The 22426-nt window shown below is 71.6% G+C and carries 20 protein-coding genes; 10 read left to right on the top strand and 10 right to left on the bottom strand.

Translation table 11 applies throughout. The features are described 5' to 3' along the window. Window positions 1–15 precede the first annotated feature (15 nt). The 4 genes from ABZ406_RS28405 to ABZ406_RS28420 all read left to right on the top strand — a co-directional run bounded on the left by ABZ406_RS28405 (window position 16) and on the right by ABZ406_RS28420 (window position 3079). Complete coding sequence (locus ABZ406_RS28405) at window positions 16–651, top strand: SipW-dependent-type signal peptide-containing protein (protein ID WP_357768024.1); 636 nt, start codon at window positions 16–18, stop codon at window positions 649–651. Between the two features lie 9 nt (window positions 652–660). Then, window positions 661–1293, top strand: a complete 633-nt coding sequence (locus ABZ406_RS28410; RefSeq protein WP_357768027.1) for a SipW-dependent-type signal peptide-containing protein — start codon at window positions 661–663, stop codon at window positions 1291–1293. 11 nt (window positions 1294–1304) lie between these two features. After that, a complete protein-coding gene (locus ABZ406_RS28415) occupies window positions 1305–2591 on the top strand; it encodes a signal peptidase I (RefSeq protein WP_357768030.1) in 1287 nt (428 codons plus the stop codon). A 74-nt stretch (window positions 2592–2665) separates the two neighbouring features. Next, window positions 2666–3079, top strand: a complete 414-nt coding sequence (locus ABZ406_RS28420) for a hypothetical protein (RefSeq protein WP_357768033.1) — start codon at window positions 2666–2668, stop codon at window positions 3077–3079. Here ABZ406_RS28420 and ABZ406_RS28425 read toward each other — a convergent pair. From ABZ406_RS28425 to ABZ406_RS28435, 3 genes are read right to left on the bottom strand one after another with little or no spacing between them, the layout of a single operon-like run. Then, window positions 3058–3987: a sulfotransferase gene (locus ABZ406_RS28425; protein ID WP_357768036.1), complete on the bottom strand. Its 930-nt coding sequence runs from the start codon at window positions 3985–3987 to the stop codon at window positions 3058–3060. The genes ABZ406_RS28420 and ABZ406_RS28425 overlap by 22 nt on opposite strands. A 3-nt stretch (window positions 3988–3990) precedes the next feature. Continuing rightward, window positions 3991–5010 (bottom strand): sulfotransferase, encoded by a 1020-nt coding sequence (locus ABZ406_RS28430; RefSeq protein ID WP_357768038.1) that lies wholly within the window; start codon window positions 5008–5010, stop codon window positions 3991–3993. After that, on the bottom strand, window positions 5007–6290 hold the full coding sequence (locus ABZ406_RS28435; RefSeq protein ID WP_357768041.1) for a glycosyltransferase: 1284 nt from the start codon (window positions 6288–6290) through the stop codon (window positions 5007–5009). Before ABZ406_RS28435 ends, ABZ406_RS28430 begins: the two co-directional genes overlap by 4 nt. Window positions 6291–6548: 258 nt before the next feature. Here ABZ406_RS28435 and ABZ406_RS28440 point away from each other — a divergent pair, with 258 nt between their 5' ends. From ABZ406_RS28440 to ABZ406_RS28450, 3 genes are read left to right on the top strand one after another with little or no spacing between them, the layout of a single operon-like run. Next, a complete protein-coding gene (locus ABZ406_RS28440; protein WP_357768044.1) occupies window positions 6549–7511 on the top strand; it encodes a hypothetical protein in 963 nt (320 codons plus the stop codon). After that, complete coding sequence (locus ABZ406_RS28445) at window positions 7504–8283, top strand: sulfotransferase (protein ID WP_357768047.1); 780 nt, start codon at window positions 7504–7506, stop codon at window positions 8281–8283. The genes ABZ406_RS28440 and ABZ406_RS28445 overlap by 8 nt, the downstream gene beginning before the upstream one ends. Beyond that, window positions 8280–9749 carry a hypothetical protein gene (locus ABZ406_RS28450; protein ID WP_357768050.1) on the top strand — a complete coding sequence of 490 codons (1470 nt, stop codon included), beginning with the start codon at window positions 8280–8282 and terminating at the stop codon, window positions 9747–9749. Before ABZ406_RS28445 ends, ABZ406_RS28450 begins: the two co-directional genes overlap by 4 nt. Here ABZ406_RS28450 and ABZ406_RS28455 read toward each other — a convergent pair. From ABZ406_RS28455 to ABZ406_RS28485, 7 genes are all read right to left on the bottom strand, one after another. Then, window positions 9746–10573, bottom strand: coding sequence for a sulfotransferase (locus tag ABZ406_RS28455; RefSeq protein ID WP_357768052.1), 828 nt, complete (start codon window positions 10571–10573; stop codon window positions 9746–9748). The genes ABZ406_RS28450 and ABZ406_RS28455 overlap by 4 nt on opposite strands. 20 nt (window positions 10574–10593) lie before the next feature. Next, window positions 10594–12150: an oligosaccharide flippase family protein gene (locus ABZ406_RS28460; protein WP_357768055.1), complete on the bottom strand. Its 1557-nt coding sequence runs from the start codon at window positions 12148–12150 to the stop codon at window positions 10594–10596. A gap of 31 nt (window positions 12151–12181) precedes the next feature. Continuing rightward, window positions 12182–13183, bottom strand: coding sequence for a Wzz/FepE/Etk N-terminal domain-containing protein (locus ABZ406_RS28465; RefSeq protein WP_357768058.1), 1002 nt, complete (start codon window positions 13181–13183; stop codon window positions 12182–12184). 24 nt (window positions 13184–13207) lie between these two features. Next, the gene (locus tag ABZ406_RS28470) at window positions 13208–14665 is read right to left on the bottom strand and encodes an O-antigen ligase family protein (RefSeq protein WP_357768061.1); all 1458 of its coding nucleotides are present in this window, start codon (window positions 14663–14665) and stop codon (window positions 13208–13210) included. A 181-nt stretch (window positions 14666–14846) separates the two neighbouring features. Then, a complete protein-coding gene (locus ABZ406_RS28475) occupies window positions 14847–16139 on the bottom strand; it encodes a glycosyltransferase family 4 protein (RefSeq protein WP_357768064.1) in 1293 nt (430 codons plus the stop codon). A 247-nt stretch (window positions 16140–16386) separates the two neighbouring features. Next, entirely contained in the window at window positions 16387–18663 is a 2277-nt protein-coding gene (gene katG / locus ABZ406_RS28480) for a catalase/peroxidase HPI (protein ID WP_357768068.1), read from the bottom strand. After that, window positions 18660–19115, bottom strand: a complete 456-nt coding sequence (locus tag ABZ406_RS28485) for a Fur family transcriptional regulator (RefSeq protein ID WP_357768080.1) — start codon at window positions 19113–19115, stop codon at window positions 18660–18662. Before ABZ406_RS28485 ends, katG begins: the two co-directional genes overlap by 4 nt. 199 nt (window positions 19116–19314) lie before the next feature. Between ABZ406_RS28485 and ABZ406_RS28490 the strand changes: the two genes are divergently transcribed. The 3 genes from ABZ406_RS28490 to ABZ406_RS28500 all read left to right on the top strand — a co-directional run bounded on the left by ABZ406_RS28490 (window position 19315) and on the right by ABZ406_RS28500 (window position 22331). After that, the gene (locus ABZ406_RS28490; protein ID WP_357768071.1) at window positions 19315–19722 is read left to right on the top strand and encodes a YciI family protein; all 408 of its coding nucleotides are present in this window, start codon (window positions 19315–19317) and stop codon (window positions 19720–19722) included. 8 nt (window positions 19723–19730) lie between these two features. Beyond that, window positions 19731–20876 carry a DUF6596 domain-containing protein gene (locus ABZ406_RS28495; protein ID WP_357768083.1) on the top strand — a complete coding sequence of 382 codons (1146 nt, stop codon included), beginning with the start codon at window positions 19731–19733 and terminating at the stop codon, window positions 20874–20876. 432 nt (window positions 20877–21308) lie between these two features. Continuing rightward, window positions 21309–22331: a glycoside hydrolase family 11 protein gene (locus tag ABZ406_RS28500; protein ID WP_357768074.1), complete on the top strand. Its 1023-nt coding sequence runs from the start codon at window positions 21309–21311 to the stop codon at window positions 22329–22331. Window positions 22332–22426: the final 95 nt, after the last annotated feature.

Raw genomic sequence — 22426 nt, forward strand, 5'->3', positions numbered from 1 at the left:
ACCGAGGAGGACAAATTGAGTGAACCGACAGGGACGGCAGTGCAGAGTTCGAGCGGTCGAGGCTCTCGCCGCAAGCTGAAGGCCATCCTGGCCGGAGGGATCGTCCTCGGCCTCGGCGCGACGATCACCCTCGCCGCCTGGAACGACTCGGAATACGCCACCGGCACGTTCACGGCGGGCACGTTCAGCATGGAGGGCAGCACCAACGGCACCACCTACGCCGAACACCCCACCGCCGGCACGGCGGCCGCGTTGACCTTCAGCACCGGCTTCGACGACATCAGCCCCGGTGACGTCGTCGCGGCACCGTTCGCCGTGCGGCTGACCGCGACCACCACGTACGACGCCACCGTCACCGTGGCGTCGGCCAGCCCCGCTCCACCCGCCTTCGTCGGCCTCACCTACGGGATCGCGACGGTCCCGGCCTTCGCCAACTGCAGCGCGACACCCACCACCCCGACCTGGATCGTGGCGCAGGGCACCCCGCTCAACTCGGTGGCCGGTGCGGTGCCGTTCAACCTGACGCAGGGCACTCCACCCACCACGCCCGGCGCTGCGGTGAACCTCTGCTTCGTCGTCACGGCGGGCGGCACCCTCGTGCAGGGCACGTCGGTAACGGAAACCTGGCAACTCCTGGCCGAGTCCGTCTAGGTGGTGGCCGTGGTCAACCGTCGTACGCCGGCCGGAACACCACGGCTTCGCCGGACCCGTGCCGTACTCGCTGGCGCGCTCGTTCTCGGTCTGGGAACGACGTCCACGCTCGCCGCGTGGACCGACAGCGAGTACGGCACCGGGTCGTTCGGTGCCAGCATCTTCGGCACCGAATCGCAGACCGCCTCCAGCAGTTGGGCCAGCCACACACCAGTGGCGAACGCGGCGACGCTGGCGTTCAACGCGACGGCGATGTCCCCCTCGGTGTCGTTCTACGCCTTCCTCGACATCCGGACGACCTCCACGACGAATGTCGGCGGCACTGTCGCGCTGACGAGTTCGTCGAACAACTCCGGTGCCCTGCTGCCCGCGCTCGAGTACCGGGCGGTGCGGACCGCCACCACGAGCACCACGTGTGCCGCCGCCGCCTTCTCCGGTTCGCCCACCTGGATCGTCGGGCCCAGCTACTCAGCCATCACCGCGGTGCCCGGCTCGCCGGTCTCGTCGGCCATCACCGTGCCGGCCGGCGCGACTCCACAGCTGCGGTTCTGCTTCGAGGTCCGGGTCCAGTCCGGCGCCAGCAACACGTACCAGGGCACGACCGGGATCGTCACCTGGGAATTCACTGCCACGTCTACGTAAAGGACCTTCAGATGGTGGGACGCGCACGTCGACGGCACGGCACCCTCGCCCGTGTCGGCGACCTGGTGCTGACGGTGCTCGCCGTCGGTGGGACGGTGTGCGTCGTCCTCGTCCCGCTGGCGTTCGTCTTCGACATCACGCTCATCCTGTTCAAGACCGGGTCGATGAGCCCCACCATTCCCGCCGGTTCACTGGCCGTGGTGCGGGAGATCCCGGCGTCCGAGGTCCACGTGGGAGACGTCGTCACCGTCGACCGCACGCCGCTGCCACCCATCACCCACCGGGTGGTCGACATCGTCAACGGCGGTGGACCCACTCGCCTGCTCACCCTGCGGGGCGACGCGAACCAGTCGAACGACGCCGCGCCGTACGCGGTCAACCAGGTGCGGCTGGTGGAGTTCTCGGCACCCAGGCTGGGGTACGCGGTGCGCTCCGTGTCGAACGTGTACGCCACGAGTCTGATCACGATCGGCGCCGCGGTGATCGTGACGTGGGCGTTCTGGCCGCGCGGGGGCGAGCCGGGGGCCCGGCGGCGCGGGACGTGGCGGCGCCGGCCGTCGGGTTCGGCGGTGCCGGAGGAAGCGGGATCGGTGCCGGAGGGCGAGCCGAGCGGCACGGCGGCGCACGGCGAGTCGATAGTGGGGCGGATGTTCGTCGTGCTGGCCGTGCTGCCCGGCGTCGCGGCCGCGCTCCTGGCGACGCCCGGCCAGGCCCGCGCGGACACCACCGAGGAGGTCACCCGGAGCAGATACCTCACAGTGGTCTCGATCGGTGACGACGACCGGATGGCGAACCTGGCACCGGAGCAGCCAGTGCCCTGGCAGGTGGGCGTCTCGGCGCACGCCGGGCAGCCCGGCGAGGTGACCATCTCACTGTCGGCGCTGGGCCCCCTCACCGTCCGGCCGGACGGACTTCAGGTCGCTGCCGCCATCTGCGCCCTCCGCTGGGTGAACGGAGCCTGCCCCACCGGCCGGGGCGAGCAGGTTCTCGCCGACGGTCCCGCCACCAGACTGACCGGACGCCCCGTCACCATCAGCGCGATGCGCGCCGACCAGCAGCGGTGGGTGCTCGTCACCGCGAGCCTGCTCGCCAACTCGGTCGCCTCGGGGTCGGCGGACCTGATCGTCACGGCGACCGGATTCGGCGACAGCGCGTCGGCGGGCGGCACTGTCGGCCCACTTCCGCGCACCGGCACCAATCTGTGGACCCCGCTGCTGGCCGGCGGCGGCGCGCTCTGCACCGGTCTGCTGCTGAGGCTCGCCGCACGCCGCCACCGGGTCAGAGTGGAGCGGCCGTGAGGCGGCCCCGCGTGCCGTCCCCGCCGCTCCGGCAGCCGACCGGCCCCGTCCGAATGCGTCGGCTCGCAGGTGCCGTGGCAGTGCTCCTCGTCGGCACCGTCGTCGTGCTTCCTTCACCACAGTCGACGCTAGCCGCCTGGACCGCCACCGAGTACGGGCGTGGGTCCCTCCAAGCCGGCACTGTCAATCCGCCGACGAACCTTCAGTGCTCGGCGGGCGTCCTCACCCCGCCGACCTTCACCTGGACGCTGCCCGCCGCCGGAGGTCTGACCCGCACCGGTTTCACCTGGTCGCTGTCGGGCGGCTTCACCGGCGGCGGAACCCTCGGCGCCACCGCCACCTCGGTCACCGTCCCCGGGGGGTTGCTGGGCATCGGAAGCGGCACCTTCCGACTGGTGGCCAACGGCCCGGGCGGTTGGACGTCGACACCGGTCACCGGCACGCTCGGCATGCTGACGGCGATCCTCTACTCCTGCAGCGTGCCGTAGACCGGATAACCCCACTCGGCCAGCGACTTCTCCAGCACCCGTTCGACGGCGGCGAGCTGCGCCGGGCTGAGTTCGTCCCGGTACGCCTCCGCCCTACCCACTGTGAAGTCGTACCGGGAGAAGCCCTTCTCGAAGGCGACCGACCAGTCGAGGCCGAGGAAGTCGAGCATCCGGCCGACCTGCTCGCGCGGCTGCTCGACCAGGTCCTCGTAGCGCACGTCCAACCACTGACCGGCCGGGTGACGCAGCCGGGCCTGCGCGAACGCGTCCATCAGCATCTTCCAGCCCAGCGCGGCGAGCACCTGGAACGAGCGACCGGACTCGAGCCACTCCTCCCGCAGGTCGGACGGGAGTGGGCCGTAGATCCAGTTGTCGGGCCCGCGCCACCCGTCCCACCAGCCCATCTGGAGCCACGAGTTGGCCACCGCCCGGCCGTCGCGCACCACGTTGACCACCCGCAGATCCGGGTACGCGGCGTGCAGCAGGCCGGTCCGCGGCCACCCGGTGACGTGCTGCACCAACTGTTGGCAGCCCTGCCGCGCGATCCGCTCGTCGAAGAAGGCCCGCAGCCGCCGGGCCACGAACGGCGTCAGGTCCTCGGCCAGCAGGTCCCGGCAGGGTCGGGAGAAACCGGCGAGCACCTGCCGGTCGAGCAGGTGGTACGCCTCCGACGGCGCCACGCGGAGCCGACCCCGCTCCAGCAACCGTCGACTGTGCCGCAGCGAGGTCATCCCCGCCGGGCGCGGCGCCGAACGCCGGTAGAGCGCGCCGTTGAACCTGCCCCTGGGGTTCAGCCGGGCCAGTTTGTCGTCCAGACCGGAGACGAAGCCGACAGCGGGATGTCGGGAGAGCAACTCCTGGACCAGTGTCGAACCGCAGCGACCGGTGCCCACCACCAGTGAGAGCATCGTTCAGCCTTCCTGCCGGGTGGCGGGTGACGGGGACACGGCCGGTTCCGCGGCGAGGCGGGTGGCCGGAGGCACGGACGCCGGGCGGCGCACCGGGTAGCCGAACCGGGTGAGGGCCACGGCGGTCAGCCCGGTCACCACCGCGTACGCGCTGGTGGGTAGTCGGGTCACCCACTCGCTGTCGGCGACCACGTCGATGAGCCCGGTGCGGTGCCGCGACGGGTTGCCGGCCACCGAGTGGGTGGGAGCGAGCCGCACCGTGGCAGGTGTCGGGAACGGAAGCTCGTCGGGGGTCGCGCCGACGAAGCCGGCGATCCGGGCGGTGGTGCCGGCAGGGTCGGCCACGAAGTCCTCGTACCGGACCCGCAGGTAGCGGCCCGGCGCACGGCGGGGGTCGCCCCACAGTCGTACGGTCGCGGTGTTCCAGACCAGCCACAGCAGCGCGGCCTTGCCCACCGGGGGTCGGCTCATGAGCTGGTCGTCGGCGGGCCCGTCCAGGGGGCGTCGGCGACGCCAGGAGTACGCGGTGGCGCGGGGGTCGCGCACCACGTGCAGGACGTACAGGTCGATGCCGGGCAGGCTGCCGAGCAGGGCCCCGTACGGCGGCAGCTTGGAGGAGTCGACGATGACACCGTCCGGCCGGCCGGCCAGGGCGTGTGCGGCGATCGAGGCGTAGAGCCGGGCCACCTGCGTGTCGTCGGGGTGCGCCGCGACCGGCGGCTGCCCCCGACGGTGGCGACGCAGCAGGGTGGGCAGCCGTCGCAGCCGCAGCCGCTGGGCCAACCGGGCGGCGATCCCGGTCGGGTCGGCGTCGGTCAGGTCGGCGCGCACCCGGCTCCAGAGCGGGCAGTCGGCCACCGGGGAGCCGCAGCCGCACTGCCGGTTCTCCAGGAGGCCGCGCCGCCACAGGTAGCGCAGCTCACCGGCCGCGAAGAAGCCCGGCACCTGTCCCAGCACGGTCGTCACCAGCGTGCTGCCACTGCGACCGCTGCCGGCGAGGTAGAGCACCCGCACCTGGCTCACCGGGCCGCTCCCCCGCCGACGGCTGCCCGGCCGGACCGCCGCCGCAACGGCATCGCCTCGGCGGCCTCCGCGTACAGCCCACGGATCCGCTCCAGGTGCCGGTCCGGAGCGAACTGGGCGGCGATCTTCGCCCGGCCGGCCCGACCCATCCGGTACGCCCGCTCACTGTCGGCCAGGACGTCGTTCAGCGCGTCGCTGAGGGCCGTCGGGTCGTCGGAGGCGACAATGTGACCGTCCACCCCGGATTCGACCAGCTCGGGAAGCCCGCCCAGGTCGGTGGCGACCACCGGCACACCGCAGGCGAACGCCTCCAGCACCGCCATCGGCTGGTTCTCGTGCCACCGGGACGGGACGGCGACCACCGCCGCCGACCGGATCAGCTCGTGCAGGCGCGGCTTGTCGAGACGACAGTGGAAACGGACCCGGCCGGGCACCCGCCGCGCGGCGAGCGCCTCCAGCTCCGGGCGGGCCGGGCCGTCGCCGGCGACGTCCACGCTCACCCCGTCGGGCAGCGCGGCGGCCGCCTCGATCAGCACGTCGACGCCCTTCTCCGCCGCCAGCCGGCCGGCGAAGACGACACCGCCGCCCGGCGTCTGCTTCGCGGCCACGCCGGACAGGTCGACGAAGTGGTTCACCACCCGCAACCGGTCCGGGTACACGCCCGCGCGGCGCATCACGTCGGCCAGGAAACCGCTCGGGCTGACGAAGAGCTGCACCGGGTCGTACGCGTCCAGCTTGCGGTGCAACCAGGACTCGACGGCGAGCAGGCCACTGCGGGACAGCGATCCGTCCTTGCAGCGGCGACGGGCCGCCTGCAACGGGCCACCGGTCACACACGCCTGGCAGGGGCGGCCCCGGTCGAGCAGTTGGTAGCTCGGGCAGGCGAGCTTGTAGTCGTGCATGGTCAGCACGCACGGCACACCGGCCGCGCGGGCCGCGGCGAGCACCGACGGGGAGAGCTGGTGGTAGATGTTGTGCAGGTGCAGCACGTCCGGCCGGAAGTCGTCGATCACCTGGGCCAGCCCGCGGCGGCTCGTCGGTGACCACAGCATCCGGCCGACGGCCACCGCGCGGGGCCGCAGGCCGCTCGGCGCGGGTTCCAGCTCCACTTCGGACGGAAACCGCGCGGCGTACGGCAGCGGCGACTCGTTCTCCGGGTGGCTCATGCCGAAGTAGGCGACCGTGTCACCAGCGGCCCGTTGCAGGTCGGCGAGATCGAGCAGATACCCCTCGGCGCCACCACGGCGGTAGAGGAACTTGTTCACATGCAGCACGCGCATCGACTCGGCCTGCTCACGTCGATCGGGCGAACCGGCCCGGAGGTGATGACCGGGGTCTGCCCGCCCCGGCCAGGGCCCACGGTATGCAGGCTGAGTCGGCGAGTCCAGCTCACGTTTCGCATGTGGCTGAACGGTTGATCTTCGTCTACCCGTGCGGTCCGCAGCCTGGCCTCCCGCCATGATCTCCCGATAGCCTGGCTGCCGCCGGTCGCACCCGCTCTGGTGTCGGGCCGGGCCGGTGCCCGACGAGGAGGACCCGTGGCAGCCGACGACGAGGTCTCCGCGCTCGCGTACACCGCCCGGCGGGTCCGGCGGCATCTGCGCTGGGCACGCACCGAGGGGATCGGACGGCTGGTCGAGGAGGACCGCCTCAACCCGGTCGACCGGATCGGCACGGCCCTGGCGAAGCGGCGCTGGCGACGGCGGGCCGGCCGCCCACCCGGCACGGCGATGCCGGTCTACCTGGTCGGTCTGCAACGCTCCGGCACGAACATGCTGGTCCGGGGCCTGGACGCCGCCCCCGAGTTCGAAGTCCACAACGAGAACGACAGGGCGGTGTTCCACCGCTTCCAACTCCGCCCGGACGCGGTGCTGACCGCCACGGTGCGGCGCAGCCGGCACGCGTACGTCCTGGTCAAGCCGCTCTGCGAGAGCCACCGCGTGGACGAGTTGCTCGCCCTTGCGGGGCTGACGCCCGGGCGGGCGCTCTGGGTCTACCGCGACGTCGACGACCGGGCCCGCTCCGAGGTCGCCAAGTTCGGCGACGCCAACCTGCGCGCCCTACGGGCGATCGCCGAAGGCAGCATCGGGCGACGGTGGCAGGGGCAACGGCTCGACACCGACACCGTCGAGCTGATCCGGGCCCACGACCCGCAACGGTTGGACCCGCACAGCGGGGCGGCGCTGTTCTGGTACGTCCGCAACTCGCTCGTCTTCCAGCTCGGCCTCGACCGGCGGGCGGACGTGCTGCTCTGCCGCTACGACAGCCTGGTCGCGGAGCCCGCCGCGCAGCTACGGCGGCTCTGCGCCTTCCTCGACTTCCCCTACCATCCCCGGCTGCACGCGCACATCGCCCCACGCCTGTCGCACGGCGCGACCGGTGACCGACGGCTACCCGTCGACAGGCGCGTCCGGGCCCGCTGCGACGAGCTGAGCGAACGGCTCGACCGCGCCGCGGCCGACGCCCGATCCGAGACGACGAAGGCGGTCGACAGTGGCTGACACCGGAACCCGTACCGCGCCGATCTTCCTGGTCGGCTGCCAGCGGTCGGGCACCACGATGGTGCGCCTCGTCCTCGACTCGCACTCGCGGATCAGCTGCGGCCCGGAGACCCGGTTCCTGCCGGACCTGCGACGGATCGTCGGCCAGGACTGGGAACGGCTGGCCCGCTTCGGCTTTCCGCGGGAGGACTGGCTCCGCCGGATCCGGGACTTCTTCGGCGGCGTGCACGCCGACTACGCCGCCGCGCGGGGCAAGAGCCGGTGGGCCGACAAGACGCCGCTGTACGCGATGTCGCTGGACTTCGTCACCGAGGTCTTCCCGGACGCCCAGATCGTGCACCTCATCCGGGACGGGCGCGACGTGGTGGTCTCGCACCGCAAGCGTTTCGGCTACTGGTCCGCCGTGAAGTGCGTGGTGAAGTGGCCACGCTACATCCGCACCGCGCGGGCTGTCGGTGCCACACTGCCCGCGGACCGCTACCACGAGCTGCGGTACGAGCAGGCGGTCAGCGAACCGGAGAAGACGATGCGGGGTCTCTTCGAGTTCCTCGGCGAGCCGTGGGAGGACGGCATCCTCGACTACGACAGCAAGCAGCACGACGTGGCCCAGAAGTACACCACCGAGGCGGAGCGGCGGCGGGCGTCGGCCGGCGACACCGCACCGATCTACGGTTCCCGGGTGGGCAGCCACCGCCGCGAACTCGACCCGTTCCTGCGTCTGCTGGTCTGGGTCTTCTCCGGCCCGACCCTGCGCGCGCTGGGCTACCGGTGACCCGCCCGCTGCGGCTCCGCGCCGTCGCCGCCCTCGCCGCCACGCTCCTGCTCACCGCCGGCTGCACCGCCCACGACGACGACCCGCCGCCGGCCGCCACCCCCTCCCCGACGGCGGCACCGCAGGCCACCGGCACTGTCGACGGGGTGGGCAACCCCTTCGGCGCGCACTGGGACTGGTCGCGGTACCAGCAGTTCGAGCCGTACCTGCGCCGGCTCGCCGGTTCCGCGACGTACGAGGAGATCTCCTGGTGCGAGATCGAACGCACCGCCGGGCAGGTGGACTGGGCCGGCCTGGACGAGATCGCCTCGCGCAGCCGGGAGTTGGGGATCACACTGCACCTGAAGATCCGCACCGGCGTGTGCTGGGCGACGGGTGGCACCGCCCGCCACACCCGGGGGGCGGCCAACAAGACCGAGTCGGCGATGCCCACCGACCTCGGCGCGTACCAACGGTTCGTCCGCTCGGTGGTGCAGCGCTACGGCCCGTACGGGGTGCGGGAGTACGCCATTGAGAACGAGGTGAACGCGCCGAGCTACTGGGCCGGCAGTCCCGAGGATTACGCGCGGCTGGTCCGGGCCGCCGCCGAGACGATCCGCGCGACCGACCCGAAGGCGCTGGTGGTCGACTCCGGCATCAGCAGCGTCGCGTACGGAATGGGGGTTGCCGACCGGCTGGTGCGCGCCGGTCGGGTGCCCGAGGCCGTCAGCGCCTACCAGGCGTACTTCCAGCGCCGGGTCGGCACCCGGGGGCAGCAGATCCCGACGGTGACCGGGGAGGCGCAGCTACGCCGGGCGCTCGGCACCGAGACCAACAGCCGCAGTCTGCGTTTCCTGGCGGTGACCGAGTCGCTGCTGGCCGACCGCACCGTCGACGTCCGGCAGGTGCACTTCTACGAGCACTTCAGCGGGGTGGCACCGTTGCTGGACCACCTGCGCGCCACCACACCGGCTGGTACGCCGATCCAGGCCTGGGAGGTCGGGCAGTTCTGGCGTGACGGCGACGGTGACCCGGCCAGCCGGGCGGCCGAGATGGTCAAGACGGTCACCCTGTTGGCCGCCGGTGGCATCGGTGAGATCAGTTGGTTGCCGTTGGCGTACAACCCGAACAACGCGGCCGGCAGCGAGGTCCGCTACGGCCTGCTCGACCCGGACGGCACCGAACGGGAGGCCGGCCGGATGTTGGCGGCCCTGGCCGACGCGGCCCGGGACGCCACTGTGACGCCGCTGCCCGCATCGGTCGCTGGCCGGCTGAGCGGGGTCGCGTTCGTCCGGGGTGGACAGAGCACGCTGGTGCTCTGGTCGGCGGCGAAAACGCCGGTGACAGTGCCCGCGGCACCGGGCGGACGAACCGGGGCGGTGGGTTCCCCGCTTCGCGCGGCCGGTGGCGGCACCACTGTGACTGACGTTCCCGTCCTGCTCCGCGCCGACCAGCCGGTGGAGCGGATCCTCGCCACCGTCCGCTAGTCGGGCCAGGTGTCGGGCCAGCCCAACAGGGTGGCCAGGCGCTCGTTGTGCGGCGCGAAGTGCTCACCCAGGCGCTCCCGCAGCGCCGGGGTCAGCTCGGAGACGCCCGTGTCGACGCGACGGGTGTGCCTGGTGAACGCCTCGGGGGTGAAGGCCGGCAGGCCGAGGAAGCGCACGATGTCGCCGTACGTCCCGGCCGGGTCGGCGTGCAGGTCCTCGGTCCGGGCGACGTGGATCCGCTCCCGGGAAACGTGCGCGAACCACCGGTCCACCTGCTCGGCGTAGCGGCCCCGGGCCGCGTACGAATAGTTCCGTAAGGCCCGGTGCGCGGCGGGGGTGTCCGGGCCACCCCGCGTCGCCCGCGCCAGCCGCTCCTCCTCCGCGTCGAGGGCGTCGGCGAAGGACAGCGGCTCCACGCCGTACGAGCGGGTGTGCAGGTAGTGCGAGTACGCCCGCTGGACCGGGTCCCGCAGCAGCGCGACGAAGCGGGCCTGCGGCAGGATCGCGGCGACCCGGGCCGGCACGCTCGGGTGGAACAGGTAGTAGGGGCTCGCCTCGAACGTCCGCTCACCCGGCGCGAGGCGCGGGAAGTGCCCCCGGTACCACCGCACCCCCCGATCGTGGTGCACGCTGAAGTACTGCAACTCCTTGCCGCTGGCCGCCCGCACCCGGGGATGCGCCGCGAGGTGGTGGTACAGCGACGTGGTGCCGCAGCGCTGCCCACCGATCACCAGGAAGTCGGGCAACGGGCCCGGCTCCCCCGGCCGGGCCGCCCGTCCCCAGGCCCGCGCCGCGCGGACACCCCGGCGCAGCCGGTCGGTCACCTGACGTCGCGTGCCGCCGGTCACGAGCCGGCCCGGGCGGCCTGGCGAGGGGCGTCGGGGCGTCGACCACCCCGGCGGGTCACCGAGCGCAGCACCATGACGTCCTCCCGACTGAGCCCGAGGGCGAGCACCGCGGCGAGGTACACCGCCGCTATCGCGGCCAGACCGACCACGAGCTGCGCGGTCCAACCCTCGACCAGCCAGCGCACACCGAACCCGACTCCCATCGCGGCAAGCGCGGCGACCAGGCCCTTGACCATGCCCGCCGTCACCGGAACGGTGTGCACCTGCGCACGTACCTGCCAGACCCGGGCGACGTTCACCGCCGCCAACGAGACCGCCCAGGCCACCGCCGCGCCGAGGATGCCGTACGCCGGGATGAGCCACAGGTTGAGCAGGACGTTGAGCAGCAGGGCGGCGAGATTGTCCACCATGTTCACCGAGACCCGGCCGGACATGTTCAGCAGCGTTCCGCAGGGCCCGGTCGCGGCGTTGACGAGCTGGCCGAGCGCCAGCACGACGGTCACCGCCGCTCCCCCGGCCAGACCCGGCCCGCCGACCAGCCGCAACAACTGCTCCGGGAAGACCAGCAACACCACGAAGGCCGGCAGCGACAGCCGCAGCACCCAACCGGTGGCGACCCGGTAGATCCGGCGTACCTCGTCCCACCGGCCCTGGTGGTAGAGGTGCGCCAGGTGCGGACCGAACGAGGCGTTGACCGGTGCCAGCACGAACACCGCGATAGTGACCAGCCGGGTCGCCACGTGGTAGACGCCGATCGCGTCGGGACCGTAGTCGAAGAAGCCGAGCAGCAGGGCGTCCACCCAGATCAGCCCGGTGGACGACAGCGACGAGACCCAGCTGACTGTCGAGAACCGGAACAACTCGCCGGGCCGGTACGCGGGTCGGGCGGCGGGCACCCGGCGCACCATCCGGGCGAGTGCCACGAGGGCGAGACCGGCCGCGCTCCAACTCGCCACCACCAGCGCCCAGAACGCGCCGGTCAGGCCCGCCCCGAGGGCGAGCGCCAGCGCGGTGAGCACCAGCCGGGCGGCCGGCTCGTAGACCTGACCGATGAGCGCGTACGCCCGCTGCGTGCGCCACCCCCGGGTGGCGGCGAGCGCGGCCTCGCAGACGGTCGAGGCGGGCAGGCACAACGCCACCAACCGCAGCCCGGTGGTGAGCCGCGGGTCGTGCAGGGCGTCGGCCAGCCACGGCGCACCGATCGCCAGGCCCAGGGCGAGCACAGTGGACGCCACCGCCGAGATGCCGATCCCGAGCCGGATCGCGCCCCGGAGGGCGGCCGGCTCGTCGTCGGCGAGATGCACCGCCACGAACCGGGTCAGCCCGGCCCGGAAGCCGGAGAGCGAGAGCAACCCCAGCAACGACAGCACCGCGTAGACCTGGGCGTACCGGCCGAGTTCGCGTACCCCCAGGGCCCGGGCCAGCACCAGCATCACCAGGAAGAGCGCCACCTGGCTGAGCACGGCGGTGCCCAGGTTCAGCACACCACCGCGGGCCATGCCGCGTACCTGCTGGTCGCCGGCCTCCGGCGCGGCCGTTGACCGGCCGGTCACCGCGCCCACCCGGCGGCCCGTTCCGCGACGGTCACTGTCGTGCCGCGGTCACGGTCTCCGCCGGCACCGAGGGAGCCGCCGGGGACACCGGCCGGGCGGCGGCACGACCCCGGGAGAGCAGTTCGAGTACGCCCACCAGCAGCACGCCGAGCAGCAGACCGGCGCCGCCGACCGGCAGGGCGGTGCGCACCAGCTCCGTCACCCGGCTCACCTCGTGCGCCTCGCCGATACTCGTCACCTGCTTCGGGTCGGCGGCCTGGGCCTGCGCCCGCGCCGCCTGCAACCCCTCCCGCGCCTGGGACAGGGCGTTCGTCGCCGCGTCCCGCTGGGCGAGCAGGGCCTGGTAGTCGGGGAGCTTCGGCCCCAACTGGTCGAGCTTCTTCTGCGCTGTCGTGATCGCGGCGGTCGCCGCGTCGACGCCGCGGCTGTTGCCAACCGCCTGCATGGAGAGCTGCTGCTGGCGCAGGCTCGTCAGCTCGCCGAGCGTCGCCTGGTAGATCCGGTCCGGCTGGGAGACCTTGTTCGTCTTCTCCCAATCGCCGATCGCCCTGGTCGCCGCGGTGACGTCCGCGTTGGCCGCCTCGACCTCACCGGTGGCGATGCCGACCTGCGAGGAGAAGAGGAAGGCCAACGCCCGGGTGGTGGTCGCGGTCAGCACCGGTGCGACAGAAGCCCGGTCACCGGCGGCGTACGTCACCTCCAACTGGCTGCTCGCGCCGACCTGGGTGACGGCGAGCCCGTCGCGCAGTCGCTCCGGCGGCACCCCGGTGTCACCGGCCACGTCGGCGAGGACGCGGGGCGAGGTTACCGCCGCGCCGAACGCCGCCACGAACTGGTTCGCCGCCTGCGTACCTGTGTACTGCGTCCCGGCGGCGCCGCCCACCAGCGCCGGCGCCGCCACGTACGCGGTCCCGCTGAACTGCTGTGGCGCGAACAGGACGATGGCGGCCGCGGCGCCGGTGGCGAGCACCGGCACCCCCACGAGTACCCAGAGGCGCCGCCGGGCGACCCGCAGGTAGTCGACGATCTCCACTTTTTCCCCAATGCTGTCGTTCAGTCAAACCGGGACGGACGTGCCTCGTGGCTGCTCGCCGGTCGGGTTCGGAGCCGGTTGGCGAGCGATCACACCTGCCGCCGCGGCGAACGCGACGAAGTACCAGAGGGTGACCACGTTGGAGATGACGTTGGACGCGGCGCTGACCGCCACGAAGGCGGCGGCGCAGCCGGCGAAGCCGACCGCGACGCCACGCTCGAAGCTGCCCGGAGGCGCACGCCGCAGCGCTCTGCGCGCGGTGTGCAGAAAGGCGACAAGCATCAGCAGGTACGCCCCGAGACCGAGCAGTCCGGTCTCCACGTACGCCCGCAGAAAGTCGTTGTGCGGCTTCTTCGCCTCGTCGGTCTCGCGCTGGGTCATGTTCGGCCCGATGCCGGTCACCGGGTTCCGGTCGGCGAGCGTGACGATCTCGGTCCAGTAGCCGATCCGCCAGGCCAGGGTGTTTCCGGTGGGGTCTCCGCCGACGGCGCGCGACGTACCGAGTTGGGCGAAGCGTTCACCGACGGCGGGCACCAGTGCCACCCCGGCGACCGCCACCACGCAGAGGGTGACGAGCATCCGCTTGCTGCGGTGCAGGGCCGCTACCACCACCAGACCGATCGCCGCGCCGAGCAGGGCGCTGCGGGTGTTGGTGAGCAGCAGGAACAGCAGCGAGAGCGCGAGCAGCACGCCGAGGGACACCCGCAGTCGACGATCCAGGAAGCGGTACACCGCGAACCCGAAGATCACCATGAACATCAGGTAGCGGCCGAACGTGGTCGACTGGCTGAACGTGCCGCTGATCCTGGTGAAGTCGCCCTTCACCTCGGCCGGCGGGTTGCCGAGCAGCGACAGCACGACGGTGTAGCCCAGCGCCAGCACCAGCGAGGCGTAGCAGGCGAGCAGGACCCGACGGATCGCCGCGGTGTCCGGCATGAGTTGTTCCAGCACCACGAACATCACCACCACGGTGAGGATCCGCAACGCCTCCAACAGGCTGTTCGCCGGCCGACTGGCACCGAGGGCGCTGACCACGCTGCTGACGCCGACGAGCAGCATGGCCCAGCTCAGTGGCGATCCGTGCAGCCGCCCGTGTCTGCTGAGCTGCGCGGCCAGCCAGAGCCCGGCGGCGAGGAGGAACAGCACCGCGAGCAGTGTGGAGGGGTCCACCGCCCGCGCCGATCCGGCCGGGTCGGCCTGGCCGGCGCTCGGGCCGGTCAGCTTGAACAGGTCGACGCAGGAGCGCACCGCGAGCATCAACAGCACGTACGCGGCGAACCGGGTCAGCGCGAGGACGGCCACCGCGATCCCCGCGACCGCCGCGAGCGGCAGCACCATGCCCCGACGGTCACCGGCCGCCAGGGAGACGCCGGCGATCACCGCCACGACCGCGGCGGCGAGCGCCGCGCCGACGGTGAACAGGCGGGTCGGGTCGAGCCGCCTGGTCAGGAGCGGGGTGACCTGCTGCGTGTGTTGTTCCACTGATCCCACTGAACTGAATCGGCGCTGCCCGGCCGCTGCCGGGCGCGGCCCACCGATGTCCTCCCGGCACAAGATCGGTTCAATCTAGCCCCGGTCACCCCGGCGGCAGAAGGGGCCGTTGCACCGACCGCTCCGTCCTCCTGCTGGTTGACCCGAGCTCGTCACGATGAAGGCCGCCCGGTCAGCCGGCGACCTCGGCGCTTCGTGCCCTGGCCCATCGGCCCGGCTCCGGCGACAGCCGGAGATAGAGCCCCTCCAACTCGCGGGCGGCGGTGTCCCAGCTGTACCTGCCGGTGATCCGCTCGCCCAGCGCCATGGCACCGGCCCGTTCACCGGGAAGGTCGGCGAGCATCGACGTCAGCACCCGCACCAGGTCGTCCTCGTCGCCGTCACGGAACAACCGCCCGCCGGCACCGTCGGACCCCAGCACCTCGACGTGCGGCGCGATGTCGCTCGCGACCACCGGCAGCCCGTACGCCGCCGCCTCCAGCAACGTCAACGGCAGTCCCTCCAACCGGGACGGTTGCACGAAGCCGGCCGCCCCGCTGTACAGCTCGGCGAGCAGGTCGCCGTAGGCGAATCCGGTGAAGACGATCCGGTCGTCCGTCCCGGCTTGCCGACGTAACCGGTCCACGAAGTCGTCGGTGAACGACGACCCGCCGACGATCGCCAGGCGGATCGGGGTCCTCGTCCGGCGAAAGGCCCGGATCAGCAGGTCGGCTGCCTTCTCTGGGACCAACCGACCGACGAGCAGCAGGTAACCGCCGGGGATCAGCCCGAACCGGTCCTGGAGCTGACGGGTCCGCGCTGGTCGGGCCGGGTTCACGCCGTTCGGGATGTAGGTCGTCGGACGGCCGAACCGGGCGCCGTAGTGCGCGGCGAGCCCCTGGGAGACCGCCACCCGCTGGTGCGGGACGTACCCGCTGAACCAGTGGGCGCTGCCCAGCACCGCCCGCGCCGCGAACCCCCACTTGCCCCGCTGGTTGTCCAACCCGTGCACGGTCAGGACCACGCGCGCCCGGGACAGGGCCCGCGGGAGCGGGGCGACGAGGGCCGGCCCGAGCCCGTGGTAGTGCACGATGTCGGGTCGTGCCGTCATCGCCGCCACTGTCGAGATCGCCGCGTGCACGATGGCGTCGAGGTGCTTGCTCGCGATCGTGTGGGTCTGGCGCAGTCGTACGCCCCGGTAGCCGTCGGCGGGTGTCTCGCCGTAGCTGCGGCGGCAGTAGACGGTGACCTCGTGCCCGTAGCTGGCGAGGCGGCTGGCCATTTCCTCCACGTGCCGCTCGATCCCGCCGTAGGTCGCCGGCATCCCCTTCTGGCCGATCATCGCGATCCGCAGTGGACGCCAGGTGGTGCCGCTGTCGGCGGCGCCCAGCGTGGGCACCGGGGTGGGGAGCACCCGTTGTCGGGGAATCGGCGGGCTCCCGGCGTGCTGGTCCACGTCCTCGGCCTGCAGGTGGGGATGGCCCACGTTGACTCCCTGCGTGACTAGACCCGCGCCCGCCGCCCGGACAGGGTCAACACCTTGCCATGGATGGGGCCGTCCGCGAGCTGATCAATGAGACAAGAAAATCATCCATGGGATTCTTTGCGAAGGGAATGGCACCGGAGATGACATCGAGGTGCACGGCGCAGGTGCCGCGTCGAACGGCCCGCGGACGCGGACGAGCCCCGGTCGATCAGTAAATGATCGGCCGGGGCTCGTCGGTGGTTACCGGTCAGACGAGATCGAAGCGGTCCAGCTCCATGACCTTGGTCCAGGCGGCCACGAAGTCGCCCACGAACTTGTCACGGGCGTCCTGGCTGGCGTAGACCTCGGCGAGGGCGCGCAACTGCGAGTTGGACCCGAAGATGAGGTCGACAGCCGTGGCGGTCCACTTCACCTCGTCGGTGGCCAGGTCGCGGATCTCGTACACGTGCTCGTCGGACTTCGACGCGTTCCACCGGGTGCCCGGCGAGAGCAGGTTGGCGAAGAAGTCGTTGGTGAGCACGCCCGGCCGGTCGGTGAGGACACCGTGCCGGCTGCCACCGACGTTGGCGCCGAGAGAGCGCAGACCACCGATGAGGACGGTCATCTCGGGCGCGGTCAGGTTGAGCATGTACGCACGGTCGATGAGCAGCACCTCCGGCTGGGTCTTCTCGCCGGCACGCAGGTAGTTGCGGAAACCGTCGGCACGCGGCTCCAGGACCCGGAACGAGTCGGTGTCGGTCTGCTCCTGGGTCGCGTCGGTGCGGCCCGCGCGGAACGGCACCGTCACCTCGACGCCGGCGTCGCGCGCCGCCTTCTCGACGGCGGCCGCACCGGCCAGCACGATCAGGTCGGCGAGCGAGATGGTCGCCCCGCCAGCCGAGTTGAAGTCCTGCTGGATGCCCTCGAGGGTGGCCAGCACGGTCGCCAGCTGCTCGGGCTGGTTGACCTCCCAGCTGCGCTGCGGCTCGAGGCGGATCCGCGCCCCGTTGGCGCCGCCGCGCTTGTCGGTGTTCCGGAAGCTCGCGGCCGAGGCCCAGGCGGTGGAGACCAGCTGGTCGACGGTGAGACCGGACTCCAGGACCTTCGCCTTGAGGGCGGCGACGTCGGTGTCACCCACCAGCTCGTGGGCGACGGTCGGCACCGGGTCCTGCCACAGCTGCGGCTCGGCCACCCACGGCCCGAGGAAACGCTCGATCGGGCCCATGTCGCGGTGCAACAGCTTGTACCACGCCTTGGCGAAGGCGAGCGCGAACTGGTCGGGGTTCTCCAGGAAGCGGCGGGAGATCTTCTCGTACGCCGGGTCGACGCGCAGCGACAGGTCGGTCGTGAGCATCGTCGGCTTGTGCTTCTTGGCCGCGTCGAACGGGTCCGGGATGATCGCCTCGGCGTCCTTGGCGACCCACTGCTTCGCACCGCCGGGGCTGGTGGTCAGCTCCCACTCGTAACCGAAGAGGATCTCGAAGAAGCGGTTGCTCCACTGCGTCGGCACGTCGGTCCACGTCACCTCGAGACCACTGGTGATCGTGTCGGCGCCCTTGCCGCTGCCGTGGGTGCTCAGCCAACCCAGACCCTGCGCCTCCAGTGGTGCGCCCTCGGGCTCGGCGCCCACGTGGTTGTCGGCGACGCCGGCACCGTGGGTCTTACCGAAGGTGTGACCACCGGCGATGAGGGCGACGGTCTCCTCGTCGTTCATCGCCATCCGGCCGAAGGTCTCGCGGATGAAGTGCGCCGCCGCGGCCGGGTCGGCGTTACCGCGCGGGCCCTCCGGGTTGACGTAGATGAGCCCCATCTCGGTCGAGCCGACGCCGGCCGACATCTCCTTCTCGGAGGCGTAGCGCTCGTCGCCCAGCCAGGTGTCCTCCGGACCCCAGAAGATCTCCTCCGGCTCCCACACGTCCTCGCGGCCGAAGCCGAAACCGAAGGTCTTGAAGCCCATCGACTCCAGCGCGACGTTGCCGGCCAGCACGAGCAGGTCGGCCCAGGAGATCTTCTGGCCGTACTTCTGCTTCACCGGCCAGAGCAGCCGGCGGGCCTTGTCCAGGTTGGCGTTGTCCGGCCAACTGTTCAGCGGCGCGAACCGCTGCCCGCCGTCACCGGCGCCGCCGCGACCGTCCTCGATGCGGTACGTGCCGGCGGCGTGCCAGCTCATCCGGATCATCAGGCCGCCGTAGTGGCCGAAGTCGGCCGGCCACCAGTCCTGCGAGGTGGTGAGCACCTCGGCGACGTCGCGCTTGAGGGCCTCGACGTCGAGCTTCGCGAACTCCTTGGCGTAGCTGAAGTTCTCGCCCAGCGGGTTGCCCTTGTTCGAGTGGGCGTGCAGCACCGAGAGGTCGAGCTGGTTCGGCCACCAGTCCCGGTTGGTGCGCGGACGACCGCCGGTCTTCGGGGTCGGCGCGTCGATCGCCGGGTTCTCACTCTCGCTGCCGTGCGCGGTCACCGAGTCGTGCGCGACCGGGCAGCCGGCCGCTGCCTTCTGGTCCACGCCCTGCGCACTGGTGGGGCCGTTGTCCTGGGTGTCGCTCATGGGCTTCCTTCCGAGCTTGCGGATCTCTGGGGCATACGTTCGGTCGCACAGTCGGGGCAGGTGCCCCAGTAGACGACCTCCGCCTCGTCGACCGTGAAACCGTGGTCGCCGGAGGCGGTGAGACAGGGGGCGTGACCGACGGCGCAGTCGACGTCGGCAATGGCACCGCAGAAGCGGCACACGACATGGTGGTGGTTGTCGGCGACCCGGGACTCGTAGCGGGCGGTCGCCCCGGCCGGCTGGATGCGCCGGACCAGGCCGGCGTCGGTGAGCACGCGCAGTACGTCGTACACCGCCTGGTGGGAGACCGTGGGATGGTCCGCGCGGACCAGCGCGATCACCGCGTCGGTGCCGACGTGCGGGTGGTCGCGCAGCGCCGTGAGCACCGCCAACCGGGGCCGGGTCACGCGCAACGAGGCAGCCCGCAGCTGCGCCTCGAAGTCGGACATCACGGGTACGAACACTAGCTCACTATTTTGGAACGAATCAAGTTTTGTGTCGCCGGTGGTGTCCCCACGTCGGACGATTCACCCGAGGTTAACCTGCGGGAGGAAAAAAACCGGACAGCCGTGTCGAGAAGCGCCGACCGGCTTCGTCCCCGGAGTGAACGTGACCACGATGGGTCACCGCCAGCACCGAGGGAGCACCACGATGGCGAAGTACCTGCTGCTCAAGCACTACCGGGGCGCCCCGACCGCCGTGAACGACGTGCCGATGGACAAGTGGACCCCGGAGGAGATCTCGGCCCACATGAGGTACATGGGCGATTTCGCCGCCCGACTCGAGGAAACCGGCGAGTTCGTCGACGGTCAGGCACTCGCCCCGGAGGGAGCCTGGGTCCGGTACGACGGCGAGGGCCGCCCGCCGGTCACCGACGGCCCGTTCGCGGAGACCAAGGATCTCATCGCCGGCTGGATGGTGATCGACGTCGACAGCTACGACCGGGCTGTCGAGCTGGCCGGGGAACTGTCGGCGGCTCCGGGGGCCGGCGGGAAGCCGATCCACGAGTGGCTGGAGCTGCGCCCGTTCCTGAGCGAGCCGCCCACCATCACCGAGTGACGACTCCGATGGACGAGACGCTGCTGCGAAGCCTCACGCCGAGCGTCCTCGGGATCCTCGTCCGCCGCGGAATCGACTTCGCGGCGGCCGAGGACGCCGTGCAGGACGCCCTGGTCGAGGCCGTCCGCGTCTGGCCGGACGACCCACCTCGCGACCCGAAGGGTTGGCTGACCACCGTGGCGTGGCGACGGTTCCTCGACGTGGCCCGCGCCGACGCCGCGCGCCGTCGGCGCGAGGACCTGGTCGACGAGGAGCCGGAGGCAGGGCCGTGCCACCCGGTGGACGACACGCTCCAGCTCTACTTCCTGTGCGCGCACCCGTCGCTGACGCCGTCGTCCGCTGTCGCGCTGACGCTGCGCGCCGTCGGCGGGCTGACCACCCGGCAGATCGCCCATGCCTACCTGGTGCCCGAGGCGACCATGGCGCAGCGCATCAGCCGGGCGAAGCGCACCGTCTCCGGGCAGCGCCTCGACCGACCCGGTGACGTCGCCACCGTGCTGCGTGTCCTCTACCTGGTCTTCAACGAGGGGTACTCCGGTGACGTGGACCTCTCGGCCGAGGCCATCCGGCTCACCCGGCAGCTCGCGGCGACGATCGACCATCCCGAGGTGGCGGGGCTGCTGGCCCTCATGCTGGTGCACCACGCCCGGCGCGCCGCCCGGACCGCGCCCGACGGCAGCCTGGTGCCGCTCGCCGAGCAGGACCGCAGCCGCTGGGACACCCGGGCCATCGCCGAAGGCGTGGAGATCCTGCAGGCGGCCCTGGCCCGCGACCGACTGGGCGAGTTCCAGGCCCAGGCCGCCATCGCGGCGCTGCACGCGGACGCGCCGACCGCCGCGGAGACCGACTGGGTGCAGATCGTCGAGTGGTACGACGAACTCGCGCGCCTGACCGACAATCCGGTCGTCCGACTCAATCGCGCGGTGGCGGTCGGTGCGGCCGACGGCCCCAGGGCGGGCCTGGCGGCGCTGGCGACAGTGGACGACGCACTGCCCCGCTACACGGCGGTGGCGGCGTACCTGCACGAGCGCGACGGCGATCCGATCAGGGCGGCACTGCTGTACGCCGAGGCCGCCCAGCAGGCCACCAACCTCGCCGAACGCGACCACCTGACCCGGCAGGCCGCCCGGCTCAACGCCCTCGGACGTCGCTGACCGGTCCGGGCCTTCGGGAGGGTCGCCCCCATGCCGCTGACCCCGACCGGTTCGAGTGGTCCGAAAAGTCTCCGGAACTTTCGGCGGCCTCCACCCAGAGCTGGCTCAGCCGGTACGACTCCGTCACGACAGGTCCTCACCCTGATCGACTACTGACCTGGCTTGATGTCGTTCGGTGACGACGGCGGCGTTGCCACTCTGTTTCCGATAATTGTTGACAAGGCGACAGCCGGGTTAATACGGTCGCCATCGACGGCATTCGATTGTCGTCAGCACCAGCCACCACGACCCACTCATCTGGTCGTCGTGCAGGACGACCGGCCCACCACCACCGAGCGGTACGACGCCGTGGCCGTCACCCGACCACCGGCAGCCTGCCGAGGCGTACCGCGCCGCTGGCCCCCGCCAGCCGTCAGAGGAGGCAACAGTTCCATGACCGACACCACTCACACCACACCGCGAAGGCGCGGCCGCCTGCGGCTGCTCGTCGGCGCCGCGTGCGCCGCCGTCCTGGCCGTCGCCGGCACGATGACCGCCACCAACGCGTACGCCGAGGCCGACCGGACCCTCACCTCGAACCTCACCGGCACGCACAACGGCTACTACTTCTCGTTCTGGAAGGACAGCGGCAACGCCAGCATGACGCTGCGCGCCGACGGCCGATACACGAGCAGTTGGGACCGGAGCACCAACAACTGGGTCGGCGGCAAGGGTTGGGCCACCGGCAACCGACGGACCGTCACCTACTCGGGCAGCTACAACCCGGGCAACAACAACACCTACCTCGCCCTGTACGGGTGGACGCGTAACCCGCTCATCGAGTACTACGTGGTGGAGAACTTCGGCAGCTACAACCCGAGCAGCGGCGCCACCCGGATGGGCACCGTCACCACCGACGGCGGCACCTACGACATCCTCCGCAGCCAGCGGATCAACGCCCCGTCGATCGACGGCAACCAGACGTTCTACCAGTTCTGGAGCGTCCGCCAGCAGAAGCGTTCGAGTGGCACCATCACCACCGCCAACCACTTCGACGCCTGGGCCCGTGCCGGCCTGAACCTCGGCTCCAACCACAGCTACCAGGTCATGGCCACCGAGGGCTACCAGAGCAGCGGAAGCTCCGACATCACCGTCCGGGAGGGCAGCGGCGGCAACCCGACCTCCGGGCCGACCACCGGAAACCCCGGGACCGGCACCTGCAACGCGACGATCACCGCCGGACAGCAGTGGGGTGACCGGTTCAACCTCAACGTCGCGGTCACCGGCACCAACAACTGGGTCGTCAGCCTCGGCCTCGGCGGCGGCCAGAGCATCCAGAACAGTTGGAATGCCTCGGTCAGCGGCAGCAGCGGCACCGTCACCGCGCGACCGAACGGCAACGGCAACAACTTCGGGATCACTGTCATGGCCAACGGCAACTGGACCTGGCCGACGATCAGCTGCAGCAGCAGTTAGGACGCCCCGACCCGGGCAGGAGGCCGCGCCGCCCGGCTCCCGGGCCAACTGGCCGCTTGTCAACAACCCAGAGGACCCGTCCGACAGCTCACCGA

This window comes from Micromonospora sp. NPDC005710, from assembly GCF_040630995.1.
Lineage (GTDB): Bacteria > Actinomycetota > Actinomycetes > Mycobacteriales > Micromonosporaceae > Micromonospora.

Bases quoted from the DNA above. Each gene is read 5' to 3' on its own strand.
- ABZ406_RS28415 (WP_357768030.1), top strand. From the start codon at position 1,305: ATGGTGGGACGCGCACGTCGACGGCACGGCACCCTCGCCCGTGTCGGC.
- ABZ406_RS28425 (WP_357768036.1), bottom strand. From the start codon at position 3,987: ATGCTCTCACTGGTGGTGGGCACCGGTCGCTGCGGTTCGACACTGGTC.
- ABZ406_RS28435 (WP_357768041.1), bottom strand. From the start codon at position 6,290: ATGCGCGTGCTGCATGTGAACAAGTTCCTCTACCGCCGTGGTGGCGCC.
- katG (WP_357768068.1), bottom strand. From the start codon at position 18,663: ATGAGCGACACCCAGGACAACGGCCCCACCAGTGCGCAGGGCGTGGAC.
- ABZ406_RS28490 (WP_357768071.1), top strand. From the start codon at position 19,315: ATGGCGAAGTACCTGCTGCTCAAGCACTACCGGGGCGCCCCGACCGCC.
- ABZ406_RS28495 (WP_357768083.1), top strand. From the start codon at position 19,731: ATGGACGAGACGCTGCTGCGAAGCCTCACGCCGAGCGTCCTCGGGATC.
- ABZ406_RS28500 (WP_357768074.1), top strand. From the start codon at position 21,309: ATGACCGACACCACTCACACCACACCGCGAAGGCGCGGCCGCCTGCGG.